Origin of the sequence: Phyllobacterium pellucidum (genome assembly GCF_013327855.1) — a bacterium.
GTDB lineage: Bacteria > Pseudomonadota > Alphaproteobacteria > Rhizobiales > Rhizobiaceae > Phyllobacterium > Phyllobacterium pellucidum.
In genome coordinates, this window is the sequence record NZ_JABUMX010000001.1 from 247,568 (window position 1) to 263,787 (window position 16,220).

Consider the following 16,220-nt stretch of genomic DNA (forward strand, 5'->3'; position numbering starts at 1 on the left):
ATCATCTCGGCTTCTTGCCGAAAACCTTGATGTATTCCGCTTCGCCGCCCTTGGCCAAAGCCTTGGCTTGCTTGACCCATTCGTCGCGCTCTATGCGGCCCTTGAAGTTCAGGTAGTTGTCGACCCACTCCCGCTCGGCCTTCTTCCAGGCAGCGACCTGGGCGAAGGTGAAAATGCCAAGCTCATGCAAAATATCTTCAATCTTCGGGCCAACGCCTGCAATCAGCTTCAGATCGTCTATGACGGCCGGTCTTTCGATTGCGGCCGGGCGGCTCTTGTCTTCCAGCGAAACAGGCTTTGCGGCGATATCTACGCCCTGGACGTCAGGCTTCTCACCGAGCGAACCTTCCGCGATCGGAGGGTTCTTGATGGTACGTGCAGCAACAGGCTTTGCTGCCGGCTTCGACGTCGCATCCTCGGCCGCCTTCGTAGCCTTCACCCTTGATGGCGACTTGATCGCCGCATTGGTCGTTTCGTCGTGCGTAACGGGCTTTGCCGCGTTCGACGGCGGTATGGATGCGCTATCCGGGGCAGCCTGTCCTGCGCTCTTCGGCGTGGCGGCACCATTTCCATCGGTCAGCGATGTGAGGCCGCCCTCGGGTGCCGAGAAGATGCGGTCAATCTGCGGTCCTACCGGGACCGAGGCTCCGTTGCCAGCCTCGAAGGCATCGATGATTTCCTCGAGGCGGTCCGGCGTTAGATCCTCATAGGTGTCCTTGAACACCATGACCATCGGAGCATTGACGCACGCGCCAAGGCACTCGACCTCTTCCCACGACAGCGTGCCGGCTTCGTTGGTGTGGAACTGCTCGTGGTGAATCTTGTGCTGGCAGACGCGCTTGAGCTCGTCCGCTCCCCGCAGCATGCATGGCGTGGTGCCGCATACCTGAATGTGCGCCCGCGTTCCGACCGGCTTCAACTGGAACTGCGTATAGAAGGTGGCGACTTCGAGCACGCGGATCAGCGGCATGTCGAGCATGCCGGCGACATGTTCGATCGCTGCCTTCGTGACCCAGCCATCCTGCTCCTGCGCGCGCATCAGCAAGGGGATAACAGCCGACTGCTCACGCCCCTTCGGATATTTGGCAATCGCTTTCTCGGCCCAGGCACTGTTTTCGCGATTGAACGCGAATGCCGCTGGCTGGATATTATCTTCTGCAAGACGACGGACGGACATTAACGATCAACCTCACCAAATACGATATCGAGCGAGCCGAGCACCGCCGATACGTCGGCGAGCATGTGGCCACGACACATGAAGTCCATGGCCTGGAGATGGGCAAAGCCTGGTGCGCGCAATTTCACGCGGTACGGCTTGTTGGACCCGTCCGAGACGAGGAAAACGCCGAACTCGCCCTTGGGCGCTTCCACGGCTGCATAAACCTCCCCGGCGGGGACGTGATAGCCTTCCGTGTAGAGCTTGAAGTGATGGATCAGCGCTTCCATCGAACGCTTCATCTCGCCGCGCTTCGGCGGTACGATCTTAGCCGAGGTGTTCGATACCGGACCAACACGCTCCTTGCCAAGCAAAAGGTCGACGCACTGGCGCATGATCCGCACAGACTGGCGCATCTCCTCCATGCGGATTAGATAACGATCATAGCAATCGCCATTCTTGCCGATGGGAATATCGAACTCCATCTCGGCGTAACATTCATAGGGCTGCGACTTTCGCAGATCCCATGCGGCGCCCGAACCGCGCACCATGACACCGGAGAAACCCCATGCCCACGCATCCTCAAGCGTAACGACGCCGATATCGACATTGCGCTGCTTGAAAATGCGGTTTGGCGTGATCAGATCGTCGAGGTTCTTTACTGTCTGAAGGAACGGATCGCACCATTTGCCGATGTCTTCGACGAGTTTATCCGGGATGTCCTGATGAACACCACCTGGCCGGAAATAGGCGGCGTGCATGCGCGCGCCGCACGCCCGCTCGTAGAACACCATCAGCTTTTCGCGCTCTTCAAAACCCCAGAGCGGCGGCGTCAGCGCGCCAACGTCCATGGCCTGCGTCGTCACGTTCAAAAGGTGTGATAGAATGCGCCCTATCTCGGAAAAAAGCACACGGATAAGCTGACCGCGCCTCGGCACCTCGATCTCAAGCAGGCGCTCGACGGCAAGCGCATAGGCATGCTCCTGATTCATCGGAGCCACGTAGTCGAGCCGATCGAGATAGGGCACGGCCTGCAGGTAAGTCTTGGCTTCCATTAACTTTTCGGTGCCGCGATGCAGGAGACCGATGTGCGGATCGACGCGCTCGACCACCTCACCGTCAAGCTCGAGCACGAGGCGCAAAACGCCATGCGCCGCAGGATGTTGCGGGCCGAAGTTGATGTTAAAGTTACGGACGCTATGTTCAGTCATGGCTTGCTCCGCGAGATGGGAGACACAGTCTCATCAACACGCTCAATTTGTCTTCGCCTTCTCATCGCCCGGCAGCACGTAATCCGTGCCTTCCCATGGCGACTGGAAGTCGAAATTGCGAAATTCCTGGCGAAGTTCGACAGGCTCGTAAACGACCCGCTTGATCTCGTCGTCGTAGCGCACTTCGACAAACCCGGTCAGCGGGAAATCCTTCCGCAGCGGATGCCCCTCGAAGCCGTAGTCGGTGAGGATGCGGCGAAGATCCGGATGACCCGAAAAGAGCACGCCGTAAAGATCGTAGGTTTCGCGCTCGTACCAATCGGCACCGGGATAGACCGCTGTCGCTGAGGGAACCGGGGTATCCTCGTCGGTTGCGACCTTGACGCGGATGCGCAGGTTCTGGCGCGGGGACAAGAGGTGATAGACGACGTCGAAGCGATGCTCGCGTGACGGATAATCCACACCGCTGATGTCGATCAGCGAAATGAACTGGCATTGTACGTCGTCACGCAGGAACGTCAGTGTATCGATCAGCTTGTCGCCGCCAACCTCGATCGTCAGCTCGCCATAGACGAGTTCGGCGGACTTTATTCCCAGTGACGGCTGTTCGCCGAGATGGCGGGAGAGTTCACCCAAGGCTTCTTCGAACATCGCCCTCTCCTATCGCTCGATCGTGCCGGTGCGGCGGATCTTCTTTTGCAGGAGCAAAACGCCGTAAAGAAGCGCTTCCGCGGTGGGCGGACAGCCGGGCACATAGATATCGACAGGAACGACACGGTCGCAGCCGCGCACCACGGAATAAGAGTAGTGATAATAGCCGCCGCCATTGGCGCAGGAGCCCATCGAGATGACATAGCGCGGCTCAGGCATCTGGTCGTAGACCTTGCGCAGCGCCGGCGCCATCTTGTTGGTAAGCGTGCCCGCAACGATCATGACATCCGACTGGCGCGGGGAAGCGCGCGGCGCAAAGCCGAAACGCTCGCCGTCGTACCGCGGCATCGACGTGTGCATCATCTCGACGGCGCAGCACGCCAGGCCGAACGTCATCCACATCAACGATCCGGTGCGCGCCCAGGTTACCAGCGCGTCAGCCGAAGTGACGAGGAAGCCCTTGTCGGCAAGTTCATTGTTGATTTCGCCGAAGAATGCATCATCCGAACCTATCGGCTTGCCGGTGTTGGGATCGAGGATGCCCTTGGGTTTTGGTGCAACGAGGGTGGTGGTGCCGTCGGTCAATCCCATTCCAGCGCTCCCTTCTTCCACTCATAGATAAAGCCGATCGTCAGAACGGCTAGAAACACCATCATGGACCAGAAGCCGAACCAGCCAATCTTGCCGAAGGATATCGCCCACGGGAACAGGAAGGCCACTTCCAGATCGAAGATGATGAACAGGATCGAAACGAGATAGAACCGCACATCGAACTTCATGCGGGCGTCGTCGAACGCGTTGAAACCGCACTCGTAGGCCGACAGTTTTTCCGGATCCGGCGCACTGTATGCGACCAGAAAAGGCGCAACCAACAGTGCCAGACCGATTACCAGCGCTACCCCGATAAAGATAACGATGGGCAGGTAGGAACTTAATAGCTCGTTCATGATCCGTCTTTTTCCGCCTTGTGAACTCAGGCTGACAAGAATGCCATGTTATGCACATGACTGCCACTTATACGCGACAGATCACACTATCCCGGAAGATGGTGCGATGCGGCGAGGGTTAGCGCGTTAGCGCCATGGGCGCAAGTGCGACGATGGCCGCAAATCTGTTCGCAAGTTCCAGCTTCCGCAGTGTCCACTTGCTCCAAAATCGTCAATTTCTGCATGTTTTGCCTTGTTTTCGCGCCAAATAGGCCGCGAATGCCTCTTTAGAATGATGTTAATGTGTCCCGCGCTTTCGGGCCTGCGGGACGAGAGATATCTGACTGCGACATTCGGTCCTATAAACGATTTAACCCCTTAAACGCCGCGATCCCTGAAGCGCGCGCCAACAGGGCGCAAGCGCCTGTGCCTCAGTACCAAACAGGGTACAGTAGTGTTGGTTTCAAACACCTGCCAATGGCTCGAGACCGAGGCCCTGCCCTTCTTCGCTGAGGGCCTTTTGGCGGTGCTGCTTCCTGTCGAGCAGCATCGACCAGGTTGCCACCGCAAGTCCGGTCGCGGCCAACAGCGAAGCCACATAGGGCAGATTCTGATAGGAGACCCCGATTGTCAGCGCGACGCCGCCAATCCACGCTCCCGCCGCGTTGCCCACATTGAACGCGCTCTGGTTGAGCGTCGCCGCAAGATTAGGCGCGTCCGCAGCCGTTTCCACCACGCGCATCTGCAGCGGCGGAATGGCGATGAAAAAGATCAGGCCCCAGAGGAAGACGCCGGAGATCGCGGCAAACTGGTATGTGCTGACCCCGGCAAAGACGATATAGACGAAGACAAGTGCAAGCAGGGAGCCAATCACCGTCGGCATCAGCTTCCAGTCGGCGAGCCTGCCGCCCAGGATATTGCCGAGCGTAATTCCCGCACCGAAGAGCAGCAGCACCCAGGTGACCGACGGGGCCGGGAGGCCAGAGACGTCGGTCAGAATTGGCTTGATATAAGTGAAGACCGCAAACAGGCTGCCCGAGGCAAGCGCCGATATCAGCATGGCAAGCCATACCTGCAACTTGCCAAGCACCCTGATTTCGCTGAGGATGCCCGCGCCCTTGTCCGTATCCTTCGCTGCGGGGACGAGGAAGGCGATGGCAATGACGGCAGCGATGCCGATCGCCACAACTGCAAAGAAGGTGGAACGCCAGCCATAGGCTTCGCCAAGTGCAGTCCCCAACGGTACACCGAGAATGTTGGCAAGCGTCAGGCCGGCAAAGAGCAGCGCAATCGCGCTCGCGCGCTTGTGCCGGGGAACGAGATTTGCCGCAACGACCGAACCGATACCAAAAAATGCGCCATGACCGAAGGCGGTAAAGACGCGCGCGACCATCAGCATCCAGTAGTTCGGTGCGATGGCACAAAGGAAATTGCCAATGACGAACAGCATGGCAAGTCCGACGAGTACGGGCTTGCGCGGCAGCGATGCCGTGGCGATGGCAATGATGGGTGCACCGACGACGACGCCGAGAGCATAGCCTGTCACCAGCAGGCCTGCATGCGGAATGGAAACGCCGAGATCAGCAGCAACCTCAGGCAACAGGCCCATGATCACGAATTCGGTCGTTCCAATACAGAACGAGGCGATAGCTAAGGCGAGAATCGGCAAAGGCATGGGAAGGACCGCGAGTCTTGAGAAAGTACCGATCCTGCATAGCGTAGCACGTTAAACAAATGACGATTGTGCAATGCAGCGATGCATTTCCGCTGGAACTGCGAGTTAAGCGTGCGAAAGCCGGCGAAGAGGGTGTCCGCCTCGCCGTCCGGTTGAATCAATCACCTTGCCCGATCGTGATGGTGAGGCTGGGCCGCCTCGTCCTCAACCGAAAAGGCTGCGGCGTTCACCTTGTCGTTGGCTGGACGGTGGGCGGCTGACGCTTCGGTCTTTTCCTCGACGAACGCATCGACTTCCTTGGCTGCTTCAACGAATGCGAAACGAGCCGCTCTGGCGGTTGCTTCACCATCCAAAGCCTTGGCACATACGGCTTTTGCTTCTTCGTAGAGAGGGCCGCATTGTTTCGTCCAGCAATGCTTCAACAGGTCCGCAGCCTGCTTAACCGAAGACACGTTCATAATCGTGCCGGAGCGCGGTGATTTGATCATTACATGTTCAAAGGATTGATCACGCATAACACAAGAATGCGGGGCAATAGGAATGGTTCCGGAGGCTCCCCGGGACCATTTAAGATCTACTTACAGTAGAATTCGGTTCGTATTGAACCAAAGCAGTTGAAATGCGTTTGATTAGTGGATTGCATGGCATGACAATTTTGTGAGTCGGAAAGACCGCGTTCACAAAGGGGTTGGCTCCAGGAACGTTTGCTGATATTCGGCCGGCTCCATTGAAGAAGGACTTATGCAGCAATGAACAGTCACTTTGCTCTCATCCTGGCGATGCTTACGGCAGTAGCCTGGACCGGAACACTGGTTTATCTGGTCAAGCGGTGGAGCCACGGTCACGGTCGGAAGTGACAATTTCCGGTGATTTGTACCGGAATGTGATTTGACAGCCTAAATCGAAAGTATCAGGGTGGGTGTAAGCCCTCCCCCGGCCCATGGAGGCTCGACGATTGCCATCGACGTGAGTGGCGCATCGTCGAGCCTCATTTTTCTCAAAATAGCTCTAAGTGCGCAACCAATGTCTGGTTTCCGCGTTATTGTAGTGTCGGGAGCGTTATTTGAACCCGTTTCAGATATCCCGATCGAGGCCCAGTATCGTCCATGGCACCAAACGCTGTGTGGCAATCTGGGCCTCACTCATGAGCACACATCCCCATCTAGTCCTTTGGATGTAGTTGCGCATCACCCATCCGATTAGGTTGTTCGGCTTTTACCCCTAGGTTAGCGTTTTGTGAAAACGCGTGACTCGGGGGACTTGCGCATGCTGATAACGATACTGCTGGGCTTGGCCCTCACTGCTGGAAAGGTAGACAAGGGTGATGCCGTCATGCAGGCCCAGTTCGACCTGCTCAGATTGTCCTATGCATGTGGCGATCCGCTGTACAGATCGAAGCGCGACTCGACCCGGCGCTGGATCGAACGGCTGGAATCAAACACAACCTACAGTATGCAGGACGTTGCAGATCTCGATAGCGGTCTGAAGAACGGCACCATCAAACCCGCGACCCGGGTAGAGCGCGGTGACTGCATCAAGCTTCTCGCCGATGGGGAGGCGAAGGTCGAAAGCCTCGTCGAGGAATACAACCGCTAGTAATATTATTTCATTGACTATTTCCGGTCGATCTCGCCGCGTCCGTAACCGAGCAACATGACAAGAATGACGACGCCGTAGATGATCTGGCGCCCTGCCTCCGGCATTTGCATCACAGCCAGGATCGATTGCAGCAGCGTTATCAGGATAACGCCGGCGATCGTGCCGAGATAATTGCCCTTGCCGCCAAGGATATTTGTTCCGCCAAGCACAACGGCCGCAATGGCCGGCAGAAGATAGGGATCTCCCATCGCCTGATAGGCCTTGGTCGAATAGCCGGCCAATAAAACACCTGCAAAAGCCGCCGCGGCACCGGAGAGCACGAAACACCAGATGATGACGCCATTGGTGTTCACGCCTGAAAGATATGCCGCCGATTCGCGATTGCCGACCGCATAGACCCGACGCCCGAAGGCGGTTCGGGTTAAAAGATAGGTGGTGAACCCGCCGACGATGATCCAGATGAAAAGCGCGTTGGGAAAGCCGAAGAACAAGCGCCCGACTGCCATGAAGTGCATCGCGTCGGTTGCATGATCCTGCGGTGCGAAGCCGCCGGTGTGCAGCACCATGAGACCTTGGACGACCGCATTCATGCCCAACGTGAAGATCATCGACGGCAATCGCAAATAGGCGACGCCGAGTCCGTTGAGCAGGCCGACAAGCGCGCCGCAAAGCACGCCGACCGGAATCGCGACGACATTGCCGATGTCGCCGAACCAGCCGGCGACAGCCGTCGCCATCATGGCTCCTAGCGTGACGGTCCAGGGTATCGACAAATCGATGTGACCGATGAGAATAACCATCATTGCGCCCGAGGCGATAATGCCAAGAAACGCGCTGATCTGCAGTTGCTGCAGGAGATATTCCGGAGAAAGAAACTCGCGCGAATAGAGTGCGCCGCCAAGCAGCATCAAGACGATGCAGCCGAACGCAATGATGACGGAGCGGTCGAGTGTAAACCGGAGGATCGGGACAGTGCCGGCCTGAAGCTTCTGATCGTTCATGCGAAAAGCTCCAGCCGGTTGCGAATGCGCAGCACGCGGATGGCGCCGAGGCTGACGGCAGCAAGAAGCACGACGCCCTGAAACAATGGCTGCCAGAGCGGATCGAGATTGAAGACGAAAAGCAGGTCCTCGATTGTGCGCAGCACGAATGCCCCGAAAATGGAGCCGATGGCGGATCCCCATCCGCCAAAGAGCGACGTTCCGCCGATCACAACAGAAGCGATCGAGTTCAGCGTATAGGAGCCGGCTATCGGCGCGGATGCCTCTCCCGAATAGGTGTTGAAGGTCAGCATCAGGCCGCCAAGTGCGGCGAGAAAACCCGCGAGCGTATAGGCGAGCAGTTTGGCGCGTTGGACCGGCACGCCCGACATATACGCCGCTTGCTCATTTGAACCTACGGCATAGGCCGCGCGGCCGAGAACCGAGCTGCGATAGGGCAACCAGACCAGCACGACAACGGCCAGGAGAACAACCAATGCGGTCGGAATCACTCCGAAAAGCTGGCCGGTCGCAAAATCCGCGAGGTCGGACTGCACATCTCCGCCGGGGCCCGGCCTGATGTAAAGCGCGATGCCGTAGAAAATCGCCCCCGTGGCGAGTGTGGTGATGATAGGCTGAAGCCTGCCCCAGACGACGATGGCACCATTGAGGAAGCCAGCGGCGGCGCCGACGGCAAGGACGGCCACAGCACCGAGCAGCCCCTCGCCCAATGTGCCGACCACGATCGCCGAGGCCAGGCAATTGGCAAGGATGAATATCATCCCGACAGAAAGATCGAGCCCGCGCGTCAACACTGGCAGGGTCTGGGCCATGGCCACAAGTGCGAGCAGCACCGCCTTGTTCGCCGCCGTTGCGGCAACAGCGGCGTTCAGACCCACCGGATGATTCGAGGTGTATATGGTGAACATCAAAATGAAGAGGGCAATCGCGCCCAGGAGACCGGCATTGTGCGAGATATGATGGCGAAGATTGCTCATGCGGCCTGCTCCTTGCCATTCACGTTCAGCGCTGTCTCGATGATATTTCGCTCGTTGAGGTCGCGACCGAAAAGTTCGCGCGCTATCCTGCCGCCATACATCACCAGCACCCGGTCGCAGCAGCCGATGAGCTCGGCGTAATCGGTCGAGTAGTAGAGGATCGCGACGCCACTATCGGCAAGATCGCGCAGCAGCTTGTAGATTTCCTGCTTCGTGCCAACGTCAATGCCACGGGTCGGATCGTTCAAGAGAATGATCCCGGGCCCGGTCATGAGCCATTTCGCCAGCACGACCTTTTGCTGGTTGCCGCCGGAAAGCGTGCTGACGGCGGCCGCAAGATCGCTGACCTTGATCTTCAGGCTCCTGATCATCTGCTCGACCGCCGCATGTTCTGCGCTGCGGTCAAAGCGAAGCCCTTTTTGGAACCGCGACAGCGAAGCAAGGCTTATGTTGTCGCGAATGTTCATCGGCAGCATCAACCCTTCGGTTTTCCTGTCTTCCGGAATGAGGGCAAGCGGCAGCCCCGCCCTTAGGGCCGCGCGCGGGCTGGACAGCCGTTGCTGCTTGCCCAGAACCTCAACTGTTCCCGATACGCCCTTCAAAACGCCAAACAATGCAAAAAGCAGCGAGCGCTGGCCCTGGCCATCGAGCCCTCCCAGCCCGACGATCTCGCCCTTTCGAACGTCGAGAGAGATGTCCCTTAATTGCTCCGCCCAGGAAAGGTTGCGAACCGACAGAGCCACGGGCGCCGAAAGATCGGCGGCGGGCTTTTCGGGATAGTGGTGGGTGAGTTCGCGGCCGATCATCATCTGAACGATGGCATCCATCGAGCGCTCGCCGATGCCAAACGTCTCGATCTTGCGTCCATTGCGGAAAACCGTCGCGCAATCGGCAAGCGCAGTAATTTCATGCATCCGGTGCGACACGTAGAGTATTCCAACACCTTCGGAACGCAGTTTACGGATGATCGCATAGACACGTTCCACGTCGGCGGCGGTAAGCGCCGAGGTCGCTTCGTCAAGGATCAAAAGCTTTGGCCGTTTTGCCAAAGCCTTGGCAATCTCGACCATCTGGCGGCGCGACAAGGGAAGGTTGCGCACGAGTTCGAGCGGATGGATGTCGTCGCAGCCGATCATCGCCAAAAGTTCACGCGCCCGTTCGCGCTGTGCGCGCGCATCGATCAAACCCGCCCGCATCGGCGGTGAAACGATTGAAAGATTGTCGGCGACAGTCATATCTGGAAGCAGCGACAATTCCTGAAAGACGCAAACCACGCCCGCCGCCATTGCCTCGGTCGGGTTGCGGAAATCGACTCGCTTTCCTTCTACATAGAGTTCGCCTTCACTCGGGTCTGTCACCCCGGCGGCAATCTTGATCAGCGTCGATTTCCCTGCGCCGTTCTCACCAAGAATGGCGTGAATCTCGCCGGGATAGGCAACGAAATCCACCTCGCTCAAGGCCGCTATGCCACCATAGCTTTTCGAGACATGCTTCATTTCCAGAATGGGCGCGGGTTGCGACACGTCATCCTCCTCCAAGACGCGGGTAGCCGGGGCGCGAATGCGCCCCGGTTGGTGCCGCTTACTGGTCAGCCTTCGTCTGGCCCATGATCTCCTGCGCCGAGAAGTTGATCCCGCAGGTCGGGAAGGAATTGCCGACGAAGAAGTTGTCGCTCTCCTTCGCATAGTAGCTGTCGCCGTCCTTGAAGTTCGGGTCCTCGACAATCGACAGTGGCAGCGAGATCGACTGCGGCACGACCTCGCCCTCGAGCGCGGCTATCGCCGTCTTGATGGCAACCGCGACCTGGGCTGGCCCGGTCCCGGCGGAGGTGCATTTCAGCCCATCCTTCGAACGTTCGGCGCATAGTTTGCGGAAACCATTCTCGGTTTCGCCGCCGACGGGCACGAACGGATGCTTCGCGTCAATCATAGCGCGGACCGTCCCTGTCGAGCCGCCCTGTACCGATACACCATCGAAATGCTTGTGGACGGCGATGGCATCGGCAACAACCTTCTGGGCGGTGCCGTCATCCCAGCGGCCGACCACTTCCACAGTTTCCCATTGACCGCCGGACTTCTTCAGGACTTCCTGAATGCCCTCATGGCGGTCGCGGTCGACCGATGTACCGGTGACCCCGCGCACTTCCAGGAGCTTGCCCTTGTTGCCGGGCACGTTCTTGACCAGCCAATTGCCCCACAGTTCACCGAGGCCCTTCTGATCGACATTCACATTGACGGCTTCATCCGTGTCGAGCGTGTTGTCGAATGCGACGAGCACGACGCCGGCGGCATTGGCGCGCTTGATTACCGGTTTGAAGGCGGTTGGATTCTGCGCGTTGACAACAATTGCATCGTAGCCGGAATTGATGAAATTATCGACGGCAGCGATCTGTGCGGCGACATCATCCCCGGTCGAGACGACCTTGAATTCCTTCAACTTGGCTTTGACTTCGGGCAAGGCGGCATAGGCTTTGGCGGTCTGGATCATCTGGATGCGCCAGGTATTGCCGATAAATCCATTGGCAAGGGCTATGCGATAGGGACCTTCTTTCTTGGGCCACTGGAAAAACTTGGTCTCGGACGTTTGCGGCTTGAAGCATTCGGCATCCTTGCTTGGGCCTTTTACGACCTCGGGGCCCGCAGCATAGGCGGATACACTCATCATCAGACTGACCGCTGTCGAAATCATCATGCTCTTTAGAATCATGCTCATTTCTGCTCCTCCTCCGTTGATTTATTGTCGTTGCCTGCCGATTACGGTGCCTGTACTCCCTGTCTCCTGGTCTCCACCGCGTAGACCGAACTCGTCGCCGTTATAAAAAGGCGTGATTTGGACGGTCCGCCAAACGTCAGGTTGGCGACAACCTCCGGGACCAGAACGCGGCCGAGCCTTTCGCCCGCCGGCGTATAGCAATGGACGCCGTCCGCGGCGGATATCCACAGAAGGCCCTCCGTATCGACACGCAATCCATCCGGCACTATGTCGATAACCGCGACAACCCGGCTTTTTCCAAGCTTGCGACCGTCGACGACATCCAATGCGCGTACATGATGTGGGCGCGTATCATCGAAGCCGAAACCAAATCCGCCGGCCCGGCCTGAATCCGCGATGTAAAGGACGCTCTCGTCGGGCGAAAAGGCAAGTCCGTTGGGCCTGTCGAAATCATCGGCCACCAATTCCACGGCGCGGGCATCAGGATCGATGCGATAGACATTGTTGCCGTCGATCTCGCGGTCGGCCCGTATGCCCTCGTAATCCGAAATGATCCCATAGGGCGGGTCGGTGAACCATATTGAGCCGTCGGACTTGACCACAACGTCGTTCGGCGAATTCAGCCGCTTGCCCTGCCAGTGAGTTGCAAGAACCTCATACGCGCCATCCGTGCCGGTTCGGCTGACGCAACGCCCGCCGTGCTCGCAGGATACCATTGCGCCGTCGCCATCGAGCGTGTGGCCATTGGCACGTTGCGAAGGTTGCCTGAAAACCCGCGCGCCCTTTGTTTCTGACCATGTCATCATCCGGTTGTTGGGGATATCTGAGAAGCGCAGTTCCTGGATATCATTCAGCCACACAGGCCCCTCGGCCCAGACAAGACCGGTTGCGATCTGCTCGAGCTTGGCATGCTCGGGAAAGAATCCCGCAAAGCCGCGTTCATCTTCCGAAAGAAAATGTTGTTCCACTCCCATGCGCCGGCCCTCCCGTGCCGGTTAGTCTCGCTGGACGCGAGACGCCTTAACGTTTCCCTCTCATGCCGCCATGAGGCATCTCACGACATGGCGCTCGCCAGCGCGTCGCCCGGACAGCGAAATTCCGTCGCGCGCAACACGCTCGCAGTTGCAAGCGGTAACGGGTCCTATCAGCATTGTTTTCGGGTAACGGCCGGCGACACGTCCCACCCCTGAATAGAGATTTTATATCTAAGATAACATATGCGTCATCGAGAGCCCAAGACTTTGTTAGCCGGAACGCCTGTCTTTACGATTATAAGTTGCATAGGCTGTATGCAGCGCGTTACCACGTTCCGTGCCACCCGAGACAAGCTCATTCCAAGGGCAAGGAGAAATGCATGACAGTCGCAAGAGCCATCGCCGCACTCATTACAGCTTGCCTGCTTATGGGCTGCAGCAGTGCCAAAGGCGACTGGCGCGCGCGTTATAACGCTGTGTGGCGGACGGAACGCTCATGTGCTTCGGGCTATTACGATTGCGGCCTGCGAACCAGCAATCAGGCGAGCCTTCACGGCGCGCGCAATAACAGAAACTGGCACTGACGCAACAACCGGGAAAGCGCCACGCACCATTGTATATCAGCCAAAGGATATAGCCCTATGGAGGCATACCTATGTCCAGATTGGAGTTAATCCCCTTTTTATCATGACATGACGCACGAACGGGAATAATATGTGTTGCAAATGGATTGCAAAAAATCCAAGGGGGGCTGCACGTGTCCATTAACTCTGACACAAAACGCCGTAAGGCGCGTAATGCGCCGACTGTAATCGTCATAGAGCAACATACACTGGCAAGGACGACAATAGTCAGACTTCTCGAACATGAGCTCGCTGGCTGGGACTTTATCGATATGGTCTCAATAGAGACTCTCGATAGTGCTCTTGGAATGGACGTGCGGCTTATCGCACTCGACCTTGCCGGCCGGACACTGGACAGTACCAGCCTCAACGACGATCTCGACGCAATCAGGGAACGTTTCCCCGAAGCCTCGATCGCACTTCTATCAAATACTGACGATACGTTCGTGGCTTCGCAGGCGCTCGAAATGGGCATTCGTGGTTATTTCACGACATCCATTCCACTCGATGTTGCGCTCGCGGGCATGCGCCTTGTATTGGCGGGCGGCGTGTTTTACCCGCATCCGCTGGTCGCCTCACCTTCGCGCAGTCGCGCAATCATTGCGCCCAGCGGGCCTGCAGACGAGCCGCGCAAGGTGATCAGCGTTAATACCGATTATTTGACGATAGCCGATTTCACGCCGCGCGAGGCGGACGTGCTCGCAGAATTGCAGTGTGGACACCCCAACAAGGTGATCGCTGGCAAACTCAACCTGTCGGGCCACACGGTGAAAATGCATCTGCAGCACATCATGCGCAAGTTGCAGGTCCAGAACCGTACAGAAGTCGTTGCCCGCCTTGGCCAAAGGGCGATGGCAGACCAGGACGTCAGGGCCAACTGAGGCTTTGGGTAGAATCGCTTCTAGGCATTTCCGCGTGAGGTCTTCTCCAGCATTTCACTCAGCGTCGCCGCGGCCAGCATGGTCTCGGCGAGCAGTTTCTTGAGCTTCTGATTTTCTTCTTCCAATGCTTTCAGTCTTCTGGCGTCGAACCCGACATTCTTGAACTGCAGTGATTGCCAGCGATAGAATGTCGGCTCACTGATACCGTGCCGGTGGCAAACCTCGGCCACCGTCGTTCCGGCCTGGTGTTCTTTCAGAATGCCTGTGATTTGATCGTCGTCGAACTTTCTCTTACCCATCGATACGATCCTTCGATGGCCGCTGCCGGCGAAGCGGATGCGGCGGAACAACCCGGCATGGTGTTCCGCCCGAATTGATCCGTCCCACGCCCATATCAGTCTTCGCGGAACGCGCGGTGGAAGCTGTCGATGAGGGGACGCAGCGCGTAGAATGCAACGCTGTTTTCGCCGGTCTCGATCAGAGCCTGGGCAGGCATGCCCGGAACGAGCTCCACATCGCGCATCTTCGCCAGCCGTTCGTCGGTCACGCGGATGGTCGCGGCGTAATAGGGTTGGCTCGTCTGCTTGTCGACAAGACGGTCGGCCGAAACGTATTCGACGATACCCTTGAGTAGCGGAACGCGACGTTGATTGTAGGGAAGCAGGTGGACTTGCGCCTGCAGGCCGCGATGAACGACATTGATGTCTTCCGGCCGCACCCGCGCCGAGACGACAAGCTTGTCTTCACGCGGCACGAGATCGACCAAGGGTTGCCCCTCACCGATGACGCCGCCCGTCGTATGGACACGCAAATCCATTATCGTGCCGTCTTCCGGCGCGCGGATCGAGGTCCGCGTCAATTGATCGTCGATGGCACGCAGGCGTTCACTCAGCTGCAGGATCTGCGTTTCGGTGTCGCGCATGCCTTGCGAAACCTCGTTGAGGCGATCGCTTTCGAGCTTGACCAGATATGCCTGGCTTTCGCTGATGACCTGGTAGGCGCGGGAAATCTGCGCGGTGACCTCACCGAACTGACCATCGAGATCGGCTTTCTCCCGGCCAAGAACGAGTAGCCGGCTCTTGCGCTCGAGGCCCTTTATCGCGAGCGGCGTTACGGTCTCGAGTTCCTGTCGGGCGATCTCGACCCGTTCCGTCAGCGCAGCCTTTTGCGCCGTAAGCCCGGTGATTTCCTCCTGCACCTGCTCCATCTTCTTTTGCGTGATCGCAATTTCGGATTGGAGGACCTGTTTGCGAGTCTCGAAGATCCGCTGTTGACCGCTGAGGATGCCGTCAACCGATGGGTTGTTGTGGCGAACCTCTTCAAGATCGATGGGGTACACGACACGGTCGAGGTTCTTTTGCTCCGCGAGCAGGCGAGCGTGACTCGCCTTGGCATCCCAAAGCTGGCCCTGGAGGCTGTCGCGCTCTGAACGCGATTTCGTGTCGTCAAGCTGGAAGAGTACCTGCCCGGCCTTTACTGCATCGCCGTTCTTGACGAGGATCTGGCGTACGATGCCGCCCTCCAGATGCTGGATGGTCTTGCGGCTCGACTCCGGCTCGACCAGCCCGGATGCGATCGCTGCGCTTTTGAGCGGTGCGAAAATCGACCATGTGCCGAAGCCGATGATGAAGACCCCGATCAGGAGGTTGCCGACCAGGGCGACCCTGCGGAGCCGTGACATGGGTGACGGCGCTGCCAACAGGGTGTTGACCTGCGTGCCTTGCGGCGAATAGCTGAGCAGCCTTTTGAGACTCGTGCCGGCTAGAGCGGTCCGGCGCATCACGCTCAGTGCTCCGGTCATACGTGACGGAATCTCGGATTGAACGAGGGCCAT

The 16,220-nt window shown here is 58.1% G+C and carries 17 protein-coding genes; 3 read left to right on the forward strand and 14 right to left on the reverse strand.

Features of this window, described 5'->3' with window-relative positions; genetic code table 11:
- Position 1: 1 nt before the first annotated feature.
- The 7 genes from nuoE to HQ945_RS01205 all read right to left on the reverse strand — a co-directional run bounded on the left by nuoE (position 2) and on the right by HQ945_RS01205 (position 6,107).
- Positions 2 to 1,177, reverse strand: a complete 1,176-nt coding sequence (gene nuoE, locus HQ945_RS01175) for an NADH-quinone oxidoreductase subunit NuoE (protein ID WP_174207587.1) — start codon at positions 1,175 to 1,177, stop codon at positions 2 to 4.
- Positions 1,177 to 2,367: an NADH-quinone oxidoreductase subunit D gene (locus HQ945_RS01180; RefSeq protein WP_027232471.1), complete on the reverse strand. Its 1,191-nt coding sequence runs from the start codon at positions 2,365 to 2,367 to the stop codon at positions 1,177 to 1,179. Before HQ945_RS01180 ends, nuoE begins: the two co-directional genes overlap by 1 nt.
- 42 nt (positions 2,368 to 2,409) lie before the next feature.
- The gene (locus tag HQ945_RS01185; RefSeq protein ID WP_091922539.1) at positions 2,410 to 3,018 is read right to left on the reverse strand and encodes an NADH-quinone oxidoreductase subunit C; all 609 of its coding nucleotides are present in this window, start codon (positions 3,016 to 3,018) and stop codon (positions 2,410 to 2,412) included.
- Between the two features lie 9 nt (positions 3,019 to 3,027).
- The gene (locus HQ945_RS01190) at positions 3,028 to 3,609 is read right to left on the reverse strand and encodes a NuoB/complex I 20 kDa subunit family protein (RefSeq protein ID WP_027232469.1); all 582 of its coding nucleotides are present in this window, start codon (positions 3,607 to 3,609) and stop codon (positions 3,028 to 3,030) included.
- The gene (locus HQ945_RS01195) at positions 3,600 to 3,965 is read right to left on the reverse strand and encodes an NADH-quinone oxidoreductase subunit A (RefSeq protein ID WP_091922538.1); all 366 of its coding nucleotides are present in this window, start codon (positions 3,963 to 3,965) and stop codon (positions 3,600 to 3,602) included. Before HQ945_RS01195 ends, HQ945_RS01190 begins: the two co-directional genes overlap by 10 nt.
- 442 nt (positions 3,966 to 4,407) lie before the next feature.
- Positions 4,408 to 5,619 carry an MFS transporter gene (locus tag HQ945_RS01200; protein WP_174207588.1) on the reverse strand — a complete coding sequence of 404 codons (1,212 nt, stop codon included), beginning with the start codon at positions 5,617 to 5,619 and terminating at the stop codon, positions 4,408 to 4,410.
- Between the two features lie 161 nt (positions 5,620 to 5,780).
- Positions 5,781 to 6,107, reverse strand: coding sequence for a DUF982 domain-containing protein (locus HQ945_RS01205; RefSeq protein WP_162737125.1), 327 nt, complete (start codon positions 6,105 to 6,107; stop codon positions 5,781 to 5,783).
- Between the two features lie 778 nt (positions 6,108 to 6,885).
- Between HQ945_RS01205 and HQ945_RS01210 the strand changes: the two genes are divergently transcribed.
- The gene (locus HQ945_RS01210; protein WP_027232466.1) at positions 6,886 to 7,215 is read left to right on the forward strand and encodes a hypothetical protein; all 330 of its coding nucleotides are present in this window, start codon (positions 6,886 to 6,888) and stop codon (positions 7,213 to 7,215) included.
- Between the two features lie 17 nt (positions 7,216 to 7,232).
- Here the strand turns inward: HQ945_RS01210 and HQ945_RS01215 are convergent, their stop codons facing one another.
- The 5 genes from HQ945_RS01215 to HQ945_RS01235 all read right to left on the reverse strand — a co-directional run bounded on the left by HQ945_RS01215 (position 7,233) and on the right by HQ945_RS01235 (position 12,882).
- Positions 7,233 to 8,219 carry an ABC transporter permease gene (locus tag HQ945_RS01215; RefSeq protein ID WP_091922532.1) on the reverse strand — a complete coding sequence of 329 codons (987 nt, stop codon included), beginning with the start codon at positions 8,217 to 8,219 and terminating at the stop codon, positions 7,233 to 7,235.
- The gene (locus HQ945_RS01220; RefSeq protein WP_113280106.1) at positions 8,216 to 9,196 is read right to left on the reverse strand and encodes an ABC transporter permease; all 981 of its coding nucleotides are present in this window, start codon (positions 9,194 to 9,196) and stop codon (positions 8,216 to 8,218) included. The genes HQ945_RS01215 and HQ945_RS01220 overlap by 4 nt, the downstream gene beginning before the upstream one ends.
- Complete coding sequence (locus HQ945_RS01225) at positions 9,193 to 10,692, reverse strand: sugar ABC transporter ATP-binding protein (RefSeq protein ID WP_174207863.1); 1,500 nt, start codon at positions 10,690 to 10,692, stop codon at positions 9,193 to 9,195. Before HQ945_RS01225 ends, HQ945_RS01220 begins: the two co-directional genes overlap by 4 nt.
- Before the next feature lie 85 nt (positions 10,693 to 10,777).
- Positions 10,778 to 11,902 (reverse strand): sugar ABC transporter substrate-binding protein, encoded by a 1,125-nt coding sequence (locus tag HQ945_RS01230; protein ID WP_425500623.1) that lies wholly within the window; start codon positions 11,900 to 11,902, stop codon positions 10,778 to 10,780.
- Between the two features lie 47 nt (positions 11,903 to 11,949).
- The gene (locus HQ945_RS01235) at positions 11,950 to 12,882 is read right to left on the reverse strand and encodes an SMP-30/gluconolactonase/LRE family protein (protein ID WP_113280107.1); all 933 of its coding nucleotides are present in this window, start codon (positions 12,880 to 12,882) and stop codon (positions 11,950 to 11,952) included.
- 380 nt (positions 12,883 to 13,262) lie between these two features.
- Between HQ945_RS01235 and HQ945_RS01240 the strand changes: the two genes are divergently transcribed.
- Positions 13,263 to 13,466, forward strand: coding sequence for a hypothetical protein (locus tag HQ945_RS01240; protein ID WP_162737126.1), 204 nt, complete (start codon positions 13,263 to 13,265; stop codon positions 13,464 to 13,466).
- Between the two features lie 146 nt (positions 13,467 to 13,612).
- Positions 13,613 to 14,386: a LuxR C-terminal-related transcriptional regulator gene (locus HQ945_RS01245; protein WP_175584941.1), complete on the forward strand. Its 774-nt coding sequence runs from the start codon at positions 13,613 to 13,615 to the stop codon at positions 14,384 to 14,386.
- A 20-nt stretch (positions 14,387 to 14,406) separates the two neighbouring features.
- Here HQ945_RS01245 and HQ945_RS01250 read toward each other — a convergent pair whose 3' ends face one another.
- On the reverse strand, positions 14,407 to 14,685 hold the full coding sequence (locus HQ945_RS01250) for a transposase (RefSeq protein ID WP_027232459.1): 279 nt from the start codon (positions 14,683 to 14,685) through the stop codon (positions 14,407 to 14,409).
- A 95-nt stretch (positions 14,686 to 14,780) separates the two neighbouring features.
- Positions 14,781 to 16,220: an HlyD family type I secretion periplasmic adaptor subunit gene (locus HQ945_RS01255; protein WP_174207590.1), complete on the reverse strand. Its 1,440-nt coding sequence runs from the start codon at positions 16,218 to 16,220 to the stop codon at positions 14,781 to 14,783.

Coding starts and splice junctions, on each gene's coding strand:
- nuoE (WP_174207587.1), bottom strand. CDS start 1,177: ATGTCCGTCCGTCGTCTTGCAGAAGATAATATCCAGCCAGCGGCATTC.
- HQ945_RS01180 (WP_027232471.1), bottom strand. CDS start 2,367: ATGACTGAACATAGCGTCCGTAACTTTAACATCAACTTCGGCCCGCAA.
- HQ945_RS01185 (WP_091922539.1), bottom strand. CDS start 3,018: ATGTTCGAAGAAGCCTTGGGTGAACTCTCCCGCCATCTCGGCGAACAG.
- HQ945_RS01190 (WP_027232469.1), bottom strand. CDS start 3,609: ATGGGATTGACCGACGGCACCACCACCCTCGTTGCACCAAAACCCAAG.
- HQ945_RS01195 (WP_091922538.1), bottom strand. CDS start 3,965: ATGAACGAGCTATTAAGTTCCTACCTGCCCATCGTTATCTTTATCGGG.
- HQ945_RS01200 (WP_174207588.1), bottom strand. CDS start 5,619: ATGCCTTTGCCGATTCTCGCCTTAGCTATCGCCTCGTTCTGTATTGGA.
- HQ945_RS01205 (WP_162737125.1), bottom strand. CDS start 6,107: ATGATCAAATCACCGCGCTCCGGCACGATTATGAACGTGTCTTCGGTT.
- HQ945_RS01210 (WP_027232466.1), top strand. CDS start 6,886: ATGCTGATAACGATACTGCTGGGCTTGGCCCTCACTGCTGGAAAGGTA.
- HQ945_RS01215 (WP_091922532.1), bottom strand. CDS start 8,219: ATGAACGATCAGAAGCTTCAGGCCGGCACTGTCCCGATCCTCCGGTTT.
- HQ945_RS01220 (WP_113280106.1), bottom strand. CDS start 9,196: ATGAGCAATCTTCGCCATCATATCTCGCACAATGCCGGTCTCCTGGGC.
- HQ945_RS01225 (WP_174207863.1), bottom strand. CDS start 10,692: ATGAAGCATGTCTCGAAAAGCTATGGTGGCATAGCGGCCTTGAGCGAG.
- HQ945_RS01230 (WP_425500623.1), bottom strand. CDS start 11,902: ATGATTCTAAAGAGCATGATGATTTCGACAGCGGTCAGTCTGATGATG.
- HQ945_RS01235 (WP_113280107.1), bottom strand. CDS start 12,882: ATGGGAGTGGAACAACATTTTCTTTCGGAAGATGAACGCGGCTTTGCG.
- HQ945_RS01240 (WP_162737126.1), top strand. CDS start 13,263: ATGACAGTCGCAAGAGCCATCGCCGCACTCATTACAGCTTGCCTGCTT.
- HQ945_RS01250 (WP_027232459.1), bottom strand. CDS start 14,685: ATGGGTAAGAGAAAGTTCGACGACGATCAAATCACAGGCATTCTGAAA.
- HQ945_RS01255 (WP_174207590.1), bottom strand. CDS start 16,220: ATGGCCCTCGTTCAATCCGAGATTCCGTCACGTATGACCGGAGCACTG.